We start from the raw sequence: 13,898 nt of genomic DNA, 5'->3' as shown, positions 1-13,898 counted from the left end.
AAGAATTAATTAAAAAAAGAGAGTTTTATTATTTTAAATGAAATTTTTCCAGTCAAAAAACTTATTAACGAAAACGTTTGAATTTAACATATTTTACTAATTTATAATAAACAGAACCCGAAAAGTGGTGAATGTTTGCTAATTTTACACTTTAATACTTAAATAATGTCAAAAACAATAAAAAAAGTAGGTGTTCTTACCTCAGGAGGAGACTCACCAGGAATGAATGCTGCAATACGATCAGTTGTTCGAACATGTGCTTATCATAATATAGAATGCATAGGAATTTATAGAGGTTATCAAGGAATGATCGAAGGCGATTTTAAAGAAATGGGCCCTCGAAGCGTTAATAATATAGTAAATAAAGGAGGAACGATCTTAAAATCTGCTCGTTCTGTTGATTTTAGAACACCAGAAGGTAGAAAAAAAGCACACGAAAATTTAGTGAAAGCTGGAGTTGATGCTCTAGTAGTTATTGGAGGAGACGGAAGCTTTACCGGAGGTCTAATTTTCAATGCAGAATATGGTTTTCCTGTAATGGGAATTCCTGGTACAATTGATAATGATATTTATGGTACAAGTCATACATTAGGTTATGACACGGCATTAAATACAGTAGTAGATTGTATCGATAAAATTAGAGATACTGCAAGTTCACATAACCGTTTGTTTTTTGTAGAGGTTATGGGTAGAGATGCAGGACATATCGCTCTTAATGCCGGAATTGGTGCTGGTGCTGAGGAAATTCTTATCCCTGAAGAAGATTTAGGTTTAGATAGATTATTAGACTCTCTTCAAAAAAGTAAAGCATCAGGAAAATCATCAAGTATAGTTGTTATTGCTGAAGGAGATAAAATTGGTAAAAACGTTTTTGAATTAAAAGACTACGTTGAAGCTAATTTACCTGAGTACGATGTTAGAGTATCTGTTTTAGGACATATGCAGCGTGGTGGTTCACCATCTTGTTTTGATCGTGTACTGGCAAGTCGTCTTGGTGTAAAAGCAGTAGAATCTTTAATTGAAGGAAAATCAAACTACATGGTTGGTCTTAAAGAAGACAAAGTGTCGTTGACTCCGCTTGAACAGGCAATTAAAGGTAAATCTGAGATTGATAGAGAATTATTGAGAGTGTCAGACATCATGTCTACATAATTATAAAAGACAAAGTTTAAAAAAAGGAATGAAGTTTATTGTGAGGAAATTAGACTTTAAATTAGTGTAATAAAAACAAAAGCAAAAAATTAGTAAAATGTCAAAAGTAAAATTAGGAATAAACGGATTTGGACGTATCGGAAGAATCGTTTTTAGAGAAACTTTCAATAGAGATAATGTAGAGGTGGTAGCAATCAACGATTTGCTAGATGTAGATCACTTAGCTTACTTATTAAAATATGATTCAGTTCACGGTCGTTTCAACGGAACTGTAGAAGTTAAAGAAGGAAAATTGTATGTAAATGGAAGAAATATCCGTATTACTGCAGAAAGAAACCCAGCTGACTTAAAATGGAATGAAGTTGATGTTGATGTTGTTGCAGAATGTACTGGTATCTTTACAACTATCGAAACTGCAAATGAGCACATCAAAGGTGGTGCTAAAAAAGTAATCATTTCTGCTCCTTCAGCTGATGCTCCAATGTTTGTAATGGGAGTAAACCACGAAACTGCAAAAGCTACTGATTTAGTTGTTTCTAATGCTTCTTGTACTACAAACTGTTTAGCTCCTCTAGCTAAAGTTATTCACGATAATTTCGAAATCGTTGAAGGTTTAATGACTACTGTTCACGCAACTACTTCAACTCAAATGACTGCTGACGGACCTTCTAGAAAAGACTGGAGAGGTGGACGTGCTGCTGCAATCAATATCATTCCTTCATCTACTGGAGCTGCAAAAGCAGTTGGAAAAGTAATTCCTGCTTTGAATGGAAAATTAACTGGAATGTCTTTCCGTGTTCCTACTGCTGACGTTTCTGTAGTAGATTTAACGGTAAAAGTAGCTAAAGAAACTACTTACGAAGAAATTTTAGCTGTATTGAAAAAAGCTTCTGAAAACGAAATGAAAGGTATTTTAGGATATACTGAAGATGCAGTTGTATCTCAAGATTTCATTTCTGATAAAAGAACTTCAATCGTTGATGCTGGTGCAGGAATCGGATTAAATTCTACTTTCTTCAAATTAGTATCTTGGTATGATAATGAGTACGGATACTCAAGCAAATTGATCGATTTATCTGTACATATTGCAGGTTTAAAATAATATTATATATTTTTGCAGAATCCCGTTATGTCAAAATAACGGGATTTTCTTATTTTGTTTCGTCTTTAATTATTGTAAAAAATACACTTATAGTTTATTGAAGAAAAACTAATCCAAAAACTAAATAAAATGAAATTAATAGTTGATAGTGGATCTACTAAAGCCGATTGGATTGCAATTGATGATAATGGAAAAGTATTATTCACCACACAAACCTTAGGATTAAATCCTGAAATTCTAGACGCTCCGGAAATCATTGAAAGATTAAACGATCGTTTTGATATTTTGCAAAATAAAAAAAATGCAACCCATTTGTTCTTTTACGGAGCTGGTTGTGGAACTGACAGAATGAAAGAAGCTTTAAAGCTGATCTTTCAGGATTATTTCACTAATGCAATTATTGACGTACAAGAAGATACTTATGCTGCCGTTTATGCAACAACACCAAAAGGTGAAGAAGCAATTGTTTCTATCTTAGGAACAGGTTCTAACTGCAGTTATTTTGATGGAAAAGTATTGCATCAAAAAGTGCAGTCATTAGGGTATATCTTAATGGATGACTGCAGTGGAAATGTTTTTGGAAAAGAATTAATTAGAAAGTACTATTTTAATAAAATGCCAAAAGAATTAGCTGTAGAGCTTGAAAAAGAGTACGACGTTGATCCTGATTTTATTAAAAACAAACTATACAAAGAACCAAATCCAAATGCTTATTTGGCAACTTTTGCAAAGTTTTTAATCAAACACAAAGACACAGAATTCTGCAGAAAAATTATTTTCAAAGGAATGAAATCTTTCGTTAAAAACTATATCAAACAGTTTGATAACTGCAAAGAAGTTCCTGTGCATTTTGTAGGTTCTATTGCATTTTATCTAAAAGATGAATTACAAGAAACTTTTGATAAATATGAACTTCAATTAGGGAACGTTTTAAGAAGACCAATTGATGGATTAATTGCTTACCATGTTGCTAACCAATAGTTCTGGATTTATGGAAATTGCAATCATTGCTCACGATGGCAAGAAAGCTGATTTGATCGACTTTTTGATTAAAAATAGTGATGTATTACATCATGAGTCAATAAAACTTATTGGAACAGGAACTACTGGAGGAAAAGCTGAAGCTGCGGGATTTAAAACCCAAAGAATGCTTTCTGGACCTTTAGGCGGTGATGCGCAGATTGCAGGCAGAGTAGCGGAAGGAATTACGAAAATGGTTTTCTTTTTTAAAGATCCTTTATCCAGTCATCCGCATGAAGCAGATATTAATATGTTAATTCGCGTTTGCGACGTACATAATGTGCCGCTGGCAACAAACGAAGCAACGGCACAATTATTATTAGATGCTATTGCACTGCGATTATAGAAATCTCAACATTTACATTTTTTGGCAGACATGCTACTTGAACCGTTTCACGTGCTGGAGCGGTTTTTTCGTTAAAATAAGAACCGTAAACAGTATTTATTGCGCCAAAATTGTTCATATCCATAATAAAAATAGTCGCTTTAACTACATTTTCAAAAGTCATATCTGCAGCTTCTAGAATAGCAGCAATATTTTCCATTACTTGTTTTGTTTCATCATTGATGTTGTCAGTTACCAGTTCACCCGATGCTGGATTTATAGCAATTTGTCCAGATGCATAAAGTGTGTTTCCTGATAATACAGCTTGATTGTAAGGTCCAATTGGAGCAGGAGCCTTATCTGTAAAGATTATTTTTTTCATATGTAGATACTTATTTGTTTTTAAACAATTTTGGTATAGTAATTATTAAGATCTTCTAATTAAGATAAAACAATTAAGAAAATGGCTTATCGATTTGAAGTACTTCGCTTATTCCATTTAATATCGCTCAACATACCAGATTTAATTCCGATAAAGAAATTCCAGTTAGAGTTTGTTCCCATAGGAGACCAGTTAAAAGCCATTCTCCAGCTTAACAAGTCTCTTTCAAAACGAAATTGCGTAAAAGTAACTCCCTTTTGAACAAAATCAAATCCAGTTGAAACCCCGCCTTTCCATTTAGGTGTAATATCCATGTTCATAGAAACCATGATTGAGTTTCCGGTTATTTTATTCTCTCTGTTGGCATTCGAGTATGTCAATGAGTAAGCAAGCGTCATGTCCCAAGGTAATTTTGAACTGAAGAACTCTGTAATTACATCTTTATCGTTATCTTTTTCGTTTGCAAATTGGCTGTTTCGACTGTCATTTAAGTCTGTATTTGTACCAAATAAATCGTCATTACGACCACCATTTCGCTGACTTTGATTGTTTTTTTCTTTATTATCTCCTCCTTTATTCGAAAAAGAGTAATTCATTGTAATATTCGCACTGGTCATTCTAAATAAACTTCCTCCATTGTCAATGTTGTACATATTCATTACGTTTCCTGCATTATCAATTGCATATGGGTTTAAAACAGCTCCAAAATTGACATTCATTTTGTTTTGAAAAAGTTGTGTTCCACCGCTTACAAGAATAGGCTGAAATGCCAATGTTTCTTTACCGTTTGCGTTAAAATTATAACTTGTGCTGAAGTTTAAATTGTTTAACAGCATTATTTTTTTGGGCTCTGTTTTTGTACTGTCACGATCTCGTACTTTAGCTTCAAAAGTGTTGCTTAAAGAAAAACCAACTATGTTAGAATTGTCTTTTCCAGGTGCGCCGTAAATACCGTTTGCAAAACGAGAATATTCATCTGTAGAAATCTTTCCTGCAGCATCAACAGTATAATGATCGTAGTATCTTTCGAAGCTCGGCGTATAAGAGTAAGTAATACTTGGTCTCATAACGTGACGAATAGACTGAATTCTTTTATCGGCCCCAAAATTGAACGTACCATAAATTGTTGTACCTAAATTAGTACTGAAGTTGTAAGTTCTATAAGAGTCAAAACCGTTTACAGTCTTATCTACAACCGCACTTTTATCTACATCGTAATTCTTTTCGATTGTTTTGGTAACCCAAGTTTCTTGGTAATTTGTAGAAGCTCCAGCGCTAAAGTATTTAAATATTTTAAAGTTTGTGCTGATTGGAATAGAATGCTGCATACCAATTTTTGCATCTTTAAACATTTGCGGTTTAAAGAATAAAGAATCAGTTGTTTTAAATTCGTTCTTTCCAGTTACATTATATTGTAAGTTTATGTTTTTTATAAAACCTTTTTTTACCCCGTCTTTTCCAACAAAAGGGTAAACACGATCAATACTACCTTGAAGATTAGGCAGTGTCATAATGATGTCCTCGGTTTGTGTATTTTGCTGATGCGTAGCAGACAACGATATACGTGAACCTGGAATTGTATTAAATGTTTTGTTGTATGAAATAGACGAACTTAAAGTATTATTTAAGTTAGATCCTATGTTGGCCTGATTGATAGATCGCTTAAAGTATTTACTGCTACCCATATTTACAGAAGCAGAAAAACTCGAATTAGGATTTGATTTTGTATCCTTTGAGTGCGACCATTGAATGTTGTAGATGTTTTGTTTAGAATAATCTGGATATCCTCTTTCACTGTTTATAAGGTTTTCAAAACGAATATTAACGTTTCCTCGATATTTATATCGTGTCGCATAGGCCGATTCAAATCGCATAGCGTAACTCCCATTTGTATAGTAATCTCCTAAAACCGTTAAGTCGTAATTGTCGCTTAAAGCAAAATAGTAACCTCCGTTTTGTAAAGAGAATCCACGAGTATTTGAGTCGTTGTAACTTGGAATAATAATACCAGAAACACTTTTTTCCTGACTCATCGGAAAGTAGGCGAAAGGTAGAGCTAGAGGCGTAGGAACATCTGCGATAACCATATTGGTTAAACCGGTAATAACTTTTTTACCTGGAATAAATTTTACTTTATTAGTTTGAAAATAGTATTCAGGATTGTCAATATCTTGAGCAGTTGTAAAGCGAGCGCCTCTTAAAAAGTAAACAGAGTCATTCTCTTTTTTAGTAACAGCTGCTTTTATTTTAAATTCGCCTTGTTCTGTTCTTGAGTTGTAAATTAAGGCTTTTTTTGTTTTAAAATTAAAGCGTATAGAATCGGGTTGAACCTCGCTTGCTCCTTGTTTGAAGTTTGGATATTGAGTTAATACACCTGCAGAATCTTTTATTCGACCTGCATAAACTTCATCTTTTTCATAATTAAGTACAATTATACCCGATTTTAGTTCAACATCTTTATAATACAATTCAGCTTCATTATAAAGAGTAATGATTTTTTTCTTCTGATCTATTTTGGCGTAATCCTTTGCTTTGTATTTTACTTTCCCGTCTAAAAAAGTCTTAGTTGGCTTAATGCTGTCTACTTTAATAGTATCAATGGGTTTAATTTGAGGCTTATCTGTTTGTTTTACAGCAGGCAAAGGCTTTTTTTTGGATTTTATCTCTTGTGAATATAATTTACCACATCCTGCAGATAGGAAAAATGATAATAAAACGATATTAAATAAGTTTGTGTGCAAAGGTTTAAATGCTATTTTTGTAAAATTATGGCTTGTTTTTTGACATGTCAAACTTACATATAATTTTTTGGCAAAAATAATCAATTATAAAAATTATAGCAGTTGCGTTTTATTAAAATTAACTTTTAGATTTATGAATAGATTGAGCAAAATTAAGGTAATCTTTACTTTTTTTCTAACAATAATGTCTTTTTGTGCTTACAGTCAAGCTAACGTTTTTAAGGTGACACTTGATGCAGGACATGGAGATCATGATTTTGGCGCTGTTTACAGCGGACGGATCGAAAAAAATATCGCCTTAGCAATTGTTCTAAAAGTTGGAAAAATTTTAGAGCTTAATCCTAATGTTAATGTTATTTACACGCGAAAAACTGACGTTTTTATTGATTTAGTAGAAAGAGCCAATATCGCCAATAGAGCCAATTCAAATATTTTTGTTTCTATACACTGTAATGCTAACAAAAATACAGCGGCAGACGGAACAGAAACGTATGTAATGGGGTTGAGTAAAATTGCATCAAACTTAGAGGCTGCAAAAAAAGAGAACTCCGTAATTACTTTAGAGAAAGATTACAAACGTAAATACGAAGGCTATGATCCAAACTCTCCAGAATCTATGATTGGTATGACTTTAATGCAAGAAGAGTATTTAGATAACAGTATTTCGCTTGCAAGTAAAATCGAAGATAATTTTGAAAAACTTGGAAAAAAATTAAGACAAGGCGGAGTAAAACAGGCGCCATTTATGGTACTTCATAAAGCTTATATGCCAAGAGTTTTAGTTGAAACAGGATTTATTTCTAATACAACCGAAGGAAATATTTTGAATTCTGAAGAAGGACAAGATGAAATTGCCAAAGCAATTGCAGAAGCTATTTTGAGCTATAAAAGAGAGTATTTTGGTTCAGGAACTCCTGAAGTAATAGAGGCTCGACCAGTTAGAGATACATCTACTCCGGCAAAGAATAAAGTTGTAGAATCTGCTGCAGTGAAAAAAAATGCCCCAAAAGGCACTTTTTTTAAAGTACAGTTAATTGCCAGCATCAAAAAAACACCTTTAGAGGCTAAAAATTTTAAAGGATTGAATAATGTAACCATGTTATACGAAAACAATATTTATAAATATTTCTACCAAGAAACTTCAGATTATGAAACTGCAAAGAAATATTTGCAAGAAGCTAAGAGTAAGGGATATGGAGCTGCATTTTTAATTGCGAATCGTGATGGTGAAAAAATCAGCATTCAAGACGCCATTAAATAATAAGCCCTAGTTCGAATATTTATATTATTTTTGTACAAACACTTAGAATTTTGAAACTAACAAGAGAAATTAAAACGGCTATTTTAGTCATCGCGTCAATCTTATTATTTATTTGGGGCTACAGTTTTTTAAAAGGCAGAGACCTTTTTACAAATTACAAAACATTATATGTCGAATACGACAATGTAGAGGATTTGTCAGCATCAGCACCTGTTACCATCAATGGACTTTCTATTGGTAAAGTAAATAAAATCACAATTGATGAAATAACTGGTAAATTATTGGTTGAACTACAATTAAAAACAGATTTTCCAATTTCTAAAACCAGTACTGCAGCCTTGTATTCTCCAAGTTTGATTGGAGGGAAACAGATAAAAATTGTACCAAATCTTGCAGATAAAGATCCAGCAGAAGATGGTCAGAAATTAGTACCTGCTGTTGAATTAGGATTAACAGATTCGTTAGGCGGTAAAATTGATCCAATTACGCAAAAGTTAGATAAAATGCTTCTAAATATTGACAATCTGGTAACTGGATTGAACAATGTTTTAGATAAAAAAACGCAAGACGATTTAAAGAAAAGTTTGGCTGAGTTAAGTCAGACAATGGAGCAGTTCCATAAAGCTTCAGGAAGTATCAATAACATCTTAGATACTAATAAAGGTCAGATAAATGGAGTTGTGACAAACTTTAATAAAATGTCAAGCAACTTTAATAAAATATCAGATTCATTAAACAAAGCCGATTTAGGAAAAACAGTTAGAAACCTAAATCAAACTTTGGCTAAAGTTGATGGTATTATGGCTAATTTAAATTCTGGAAAAGGTACTATGGGTAAATTATTAAGTGATGAAGCTCTTTATAATAACCTTGCAAAAACTTCAAAGGAACTTGAATTGTTATTACAGGACGTTCGTTTATACCCAACGCGTTACGTAAACGTTTCTCTTTTTGGAAAGAAAAACAAACCTTATGTAGCTCCTGCTGAAGATGTGAATTCAACTGATAAAAAATAATTGCAATGAGTTATTTAGATAATATTTTGTTCGCCATACTTCTTATAGTAGGTTTTGGTTTTTTTACAGCGAGCGTAAAAAAGATCATCCGAAACATTAACTTGGGAGTAGATGTAAATCGAAAGGATAATTCTAAAGCGCGCTGGAAAAACATGGCAATGATTGCTCTTGGGCAGTCAAAAATGGTGAGACGCCCTGTAGCTGGAATACTTCATATTTTTGTATATGTAGGTTTCATAATTATTAATATCGAGTTACTTGAAATTATTATAGATGGGTTATTTGGAACTCATAGAATCTTTGCGCCTTATTTAGGTGTGGTTTATGATGTGTTAATAGCTTCTTTCGAAATACTGGCAATACTTGTAATTTTTGCTGTTGTAGTTTTCTGGATTAGAAGAAATGTTATTAGACTTAAGCGTTTTATAAATCCTGACTTAAACGGATTTCCTAAAAGCGATGCCAATTACATTTTGTATTTTGAAACTGTTTTGATGCTTTTGTTTTTATTGATGAATGCTTCTGATTTGCATTTGCAGAATGTTCCAGGAGGATTTTCTCATTTTCATAAAGCAGGAAGTTTTCCAGTAAGTCAGTTTATTGCTCCGATCTTTAATGGAATGTCAAACGAATTAGTTTCATTATTGTTTGAAGCTTTTTGGTGGCTGCATATTGCGGGTATTTTAGTTTTTATGAACTATTTATACTTCTCAAAACATTTACACATTCTTTTAGCTTTCCCTAATACTTATTTTGCAAATTTAAATCCAGAAGGGCAGTTTGATAATTTAGCTTCTGTTACAAAAGAAGTGAAATTGATGATGGATCCAAATGCAGATCCATTTGCAGCTGCTCCTGTTGATGAGAATGCAGCTCCAAGTAAGTTTGGAGCAAGCGATGTTCAAGATTTAAATTGGGTTCAGTTGTTGAATGCTTATACTTGTACAGAATGCGGACGTTGTACGTCATCTTGTCCGGCAAATCAAACAGGTAAAAAATTGTCTCCACGTAAAATTATGATGGATACAAGAGACCGTTTAACAGAAGTAGGAAATAATATCGACGCTAATAATGGTGTTTTTGTACCAGATAATAAAACTTTATTAAACGATTATATTACGCCAGAAGAATTGTGGGCTTGTACTTCTTGTAATGCCTGCGTAGAAGAATGTCCTGTTAATATTAGTCCGTTGTCTATTATTATGGATATGCGTCGTTATTTAGTGATGGAGCAGAGTGCTGCACCAATGTCATTGAATGCAATGATGACTAATATTGAAAATAATGGTGCTCCTTGGCAATACAGCCAGCAGGACCGTTTGAATTGGAAAAACGAAAATTAAAAATATAGTTTAATCGGTTAATCGTCAATTCGTTTAATCGTTCTTAGGATTCGATCAAGTTGCCGATTAAACAATTAAACAAATCAACGATTAAACAAAAAGAGATGTCAGAAAATTTAGTAGTGCCAACAATGGCTGAAATGCTAGCTCAGGGAATACAGCCAGAAGTTTTATTCTGGGTAGGTTGCGCTGGGAGTTTTGATGATAGAGCAAAAAAAATCACAAAAGCATTTGTACGAATATTAAACCGTACTAATGTTTCATTTGCAGTTTTGGGTGCAGAGGAAAGCTGTACAGGTGATCCTGCAAAACGTGCTGGAAATGAATTTTTGTTTCAAATGCAAGCTATGATGAATATTGAGGTTTTGAATGCATATGAAGCAAAGAAAATTGTTACCGCTTGTCCGCACTGTTTTAATACTTTAAAAAACGAGTATCCAGAATTAGGTGGAAACTATGAAGTTATTCATCATACGGAATTCTTAAAATCATTAATAGATGATGGAAGACTTACTGTAGAAGGTGGTCAATTTAAAGGAAAAAGAATAACTTTTCATGATCCTTGTTATCTAGGAAGAGCAAATAAAGTGTATGAAGCTCCAAGAGATTTAATTCAAAAGTTAGATGTTGAATTAGTCGAAATGAAGCGTTCTAAAGCAAATGGATTATGCTGCGGAGCTGGCGGCGCGCAAATGTTTAAAGATGCTGAACCAGGAAATAAAGAAGTTAACGTATTACGTACAGAAGACGCTTTAGAAGTGAAACCAGATATTATTGCTGCAGGATGTCCTTTTTGTAATACAATGTTAACAGATGGTATCAAACATCAAGAAAAAGAAGGTCAGGTAAAAGTGCTGGATATTGCAGAATTAATTGCTAATGCACAGGATTTATAACCTGAGGTTCTAAGTTATTAAGATTCTAAGGTTAAATCTTAAAAATCTAAAATCTAAAATCAACAATCTAAAATCTAAAATTAAAATGTATATACCTTTTGAAAATTTACCTGGTGAATCTAGAGTTTGGATTTACCAATCGAACAGAAAATTTTCTGAGGAAGAATTTTCTGAAATCGAAACCGATTTGAAAGCTTTTGTTGAAGAATGGGCTGCACACGGAACAAGTCTTGAAGCTTCATTTTTACTTAAATACAATCGTTTTATTATACTGGCTGTAAATCAAGAAGTGCAAGCTGCGACAGGTTGCTCGATTGATAGTTCGGTTGAGTTTATTCAAGGCTTAGAGAAAAAATACAACGTTGATTTGTTGGACAAAATGAATGTTACTTTTAAGCTTGGAGAACATATAGCACATAAACCATTAATTGATTTCAAGAAAATGGTAAAAGATAAATCAGTTTCTGAGAACACAATTGTTTTCAATAATTTGGTAAACAATATCGAAGAATTTAATGAATCATGGGAAGTTCCTGCTGCCGACAGCTGGCACAGCAGATTTTTCTAATAGTAATTTATAAACTATTTAAAAGGCATGAAATGTAGGTTTCGTGCCTTTTTTTTTATTGTTTCAAGTTTCAAGTTTCAAGTTTCAGGTTTCAGGTTTCAGGTTTTTGCAAAAGTTGGTCAAAGTTGGTTTAAGCATGTTCTTATAAAAACAAAAACGTCTAATCTAGCCCCGATGGTAGCGGTATCCTTTTTCTGGCTTTTTTAGACAGAAAAAGATAGAGCGTACAGCGGGACTGGAGTTTCTTTTGGTTGATGTAGTTCTGCTTCTAGAGAAAAAACTCACTAGAATTAATCTAATTTTGTCAAAAATCTAACAATTGAAAAGGGGAATTAAACAGTATTTTTGAGTATTTTCGTAGAATTAAATTTTATACATGAAAATAGCAATAGTTTGTTATCCAACATTTGGAGGTAGTGGTGTAGTTGCAACAGAACTAGGCCTTGAATTAGCCAGACGCGGACACGAAATACACTTTATAACATATAGTCAGCCAGTTAGGCTGGCACTTTTAAATCCGAATGTTCATTATCACGAAGTAAACGTTCCAGAATATCCACTTTTTCATTATCAACCTTACGAATTGGCTTTGTCAAGTAAATTGGTCGATATGGTAAAATTGTATAAAATTGAAGTTCTTCATGTGCATTACGCTATCCCTCACGCTTATGCGGGTTATATGGCGAAACAAATGCTGAAAAATGAAGGAATTAATCTGCCAATGATTACAACGCTTCATGGAACAGATATTACACTGGTAGGAAATCATCCGTTTTATAAACCTGCTGTAACTTTTAGTATCAATAAATCAGATTATGTGACATCAGTTTCACAGAGTTTGAAAGATGATACTTTGAAACTATTCAAAATCAAAAATAAAATTAAGGTAATCCCGAATTTTATTGAATTGGATAAAGTAAAGAAAGATCCAACAGTACCATGTCATCGTTATGTAATGGCAAAAGAAGATGAGCGAATTATAACCCACATTAGTAATTTTAGAAAGGTAAAACGTATTCCGGATATTATTAAGATTTTTTATAATATTCAGAAAGTAATGCCTGCTAAATTAATGATGGTGGGCGATGGTCCTGAGAAAGAAAAAGCAGAGGTTTTGTGTATGGAATTGGGGATTTATGATAAAGTAATCTTCTTTGGAAACAGCAACGAGATTGATAAAATTTTATGTTTTACCGATTTGTTTTTGCTTCCATCAGAAACAGAAAGTTTTGGTCTTGCTGCATTAGAAGCAATGGCTTGCGGAGTTCCTGTTATTTCAAGTAATTCTGGAGGTTTGCCTGAAGTTAATTTTGATGGGGTTTCTGGTTATTTAAGTAATGTTGGAAATGTTGAGGAAATGGCTGCCAATGCTATTAAAATTTTAAAAGATGATGAAACTCTGAATCAATTTAAATTAAATGCTTTAGAGGTTGCTAAGAAGTTTGATATTAAAAACATCTTGCCTAAGTATGAAGCTTTGTATCAAAAAGCAATAGATGATTATAAAGAGTAAAAGTTTTTAAGTAATATAAGCGTAAATGAAAAAAGTAATTTCAGTTTTAGTCCTTTTTGTTTTGATTTCCTGCGGTGTTAAAAAAACATCAGATTCAAAAGGGTTGTATGAGATTTTAACGGAGCAGTCTGACGGCGGTGGGAATATTAAGTTTTATGAGATTTTGACCGAGCCAAACGAAATCAAAATGTTAGAAAATGATCCGCTTTTAGCTGATAAAATGAAACAGACTGATATTAGTAATTCCAACTATATTATTTTAAATATGGGAGAGAAAAATACAGGAGGTTATTCTATTGGAGTTGATAAAGTAGAGGAAACAGATAAAAATATTATTATAACTGTAAAAGAAAACAGTCCTGCTAAAGATGCAATGGTTATGCAGGTTATTACATATCCGTACACAGTTGTGAAAATACATTCTAAGAAAGAAATTATTATTATTAAGTAATTAGTTCTTGCTTTGGTGATTTAAATGTCAGGTTGAGCTTAGTCGAAGCCTCTTTTACTCTTCAAACCCTTCGACTAAGCTCAGGGTGACAATAACTAAAAAGAAAAAACCTGCCGTATTAATACGGC

The 13,898-nt window shown here is 32.9% G+C and carries 13 protein-coding genes; 11 read left to right on the top strand and 2 right to left on the bottom strand.

Features of this window, described 5'->3' with window-relative positions:
- The first annotated feature begins 165 nt into the window (after nt 1-165).
- The 4 genes from pfkA to BOW57_RS13355 all read left to right on the top strand — a co-directional run bounded on the left by pfkA (nt 166) and on the right by BOW57_RS13355 (nt 3,620).
- Nucleotides 166-1,152: a 6-phosphofructokinase gene (pfkA, locus tag BOW57_RS13370; RefSeq protein WP_089052798.1), complete on the top strand. Its 987-nt coding sequence runs from the start codon at nt 166-168 to the stop codon at nt 1,150-1,152.
- Between the two features lie 97 nt (nt 1,153-1,249).
- The gene (gene gap, locus BOW57_RS13365) at nt 1,250-2,254 is read left to right on the top strand and encodes a type I glyceraldehyde-3-phosphate dehydrogenase (RefSeq protein ID WP_089052799.1); all 1,005 of its coding nucleotides are present in this window, start codon (nt 1,250-1,252) and stop codon (nt 2,252-2,254) included.
- 129 nt (nt 2,255-2,383) lie between these two features.
- Complete coding sequence (locus BOW57_RS13360) at nt 2,384-3,235, top strand: N-acetylglucosamine kinase (RefSeq protein WP_089052800.1); 852 nt, start codon at nt 2,384-2,386, stop codon at nt 3,233-3,235.
- Between the two features lie 10 nt (nt 3,236-3,245).
- A complete protein-coding gene (locus BOW57_RS13355) occupies nt 3,246-3,620 on the top strand; it encodes a methylglyoxal synthase (RefSeq protein WP_089052850.1) in 375 nt (124 codons plus the stop codon).
- On the opposite strand, the gene BOW57_RS13350 is transcribed toward BOW57_RS13355, so the two are convergent.
- Both BOW57_RS13350 and BOW57_RS13345 read right to left on the bottom strand, forming a co-directional pair.
- Nucleotides 3,601-3,981 carry a RidA family protein gene (locus BOW57_RS13350; protein ID WP_129054920.1) on the bottom strand — a complete coding sequence of 127 codons (381 nt, stop codon included), beginning with the start codon at nt 3,979-3,981 and terminating at the stop codon, nt 3,601-3,603. The two genes, BOW57_RS13355 and BOW57_RS13350, sit on opposite strands and share 20 nt — an antisense overlap.
- Nucleotides 3,982-4,067: 86 nt before the next feature.
- On the bottom strand, nt 4,068-6,806 hold the full coding sequence (locus BOW57_RS13345) for a putative LPS assembly protein LptD (protein WP_129054918.1): 2,739 nt from the start codon (nt 6,804-6,806) through the stop codon (nt 4,068-4,070).
- Nucleotides 6,807-6,855: 49 nt separating this feature from the next.
- Between BOW57_RS13345 and BOW57_RS13340 the strand changes: the two genes are divergently transcribed.
- The 7 genes from BOW57_RS13340 (at nt 6,856) to BOW57_RS13310 (ending at nt 13,770) form a co-directional block, all read left to right on the top strand.
- Nucleotides 6,856-7,983 (top strand): N-acetylmuramoyl-L-alanine amidase, encoded by a 1,128-nt coding sequence (locus BOW57_RS13340; protein WP_089052851.1) that lies wholly within the window; start codon nt 6,856-6,858, stop codon nt 7,981-7,983.
- A 50-nt stretch (nt 7,984-8,033) separates the two neighbouring features.
- Nucleotides 8,034-8,999 (top strand): MlaD family protein, encoded by a 966-nt coding sequence (locus tag BOW57_RS13335; protein WP_129054916.1) that lies wholly within the window; start codon nt 8,034-8,036, stop codon nt 8,997-8,999.
- A 5-nt stretch (nt 9,000-9,004) separates the two neighbouring features.
- Nucleotides 9,005-10,342 carry a (Fe-S)-binding protein gene (locus tag BOW57_RS13330; protein ID WP_129054914.1) on the top strand — a complete coding sequence of 446 codons (1,338 nt, stop codon included), beginning with the start codon at nt 9,005-9,007 and terminating at the stop codon, nt 10,340-10,342.
- Nucleotides 10,343-10,446: 104 nt separating this feature from the next.
- Nucleotides 10,447-11,238, top strand: a complete 792-nt coding sequence (locus BOW57_RS13325; protein ID WP_089052852.1) for a (Fe-S)-binding protein — start codon at nt 10,447-10,449, stop codon at nt 11,236-11,238.
- Nucleotides 11,239-11,323: 85 nt separating this feature from the next.
- Nucleotides 11,324-11,806 carry an ABC transporter ATPase gene (locus BOW57_RS13320; protein ID WP_089052805.1) on the top strand — a complete coding sequence of 161 codons (483 nt, stop codon included), beginning with the start codon at nt 11,324-11,326 and terminating at the stop codon, nt 11,804-11,806.
- Between the two features lie 376 nt (nt 11,807-12,182).
- Nucleotides 12,183-13,319, top strand: a complete 1,137-nt coding sequence (gene bshA / locus BOW57_RS13315) for an N-acetyl-alpha-D-glucosaminyl L-malate synthase BshA (protein WP_089059189.1) — start codon at nt 12,183-12,185, stop codon at nt 13,317-13,319.
- 25 nt (nt 13,320-13,344) lie between these two features.
- Entirely contained in the window at nt 13,345-13,770 is a 426-nt protein-coding gene (locus tag BOW57_RS13310) for a protease complex subunit PrcB family protein (protein ID WP_129054912.1), read from the top strand.
- The last annotated feature ends 128 nt before the right edge of the window (nt 13,771-13,898 follow it).

The sequence above is a fragment of the Flavobacterium sp. YO64 genome (assembly GCF_004119505.1).
Lineage (GTDB): Bacteria > Bacteroidota > Bacteroidia > Flavobacteriales > Flavobacteriaceae > Flavobacterium > Flavobacterium oncorhynchi.
This window is presented reverse-complemented; position numbering and strand designations above follow the sequence as displayed.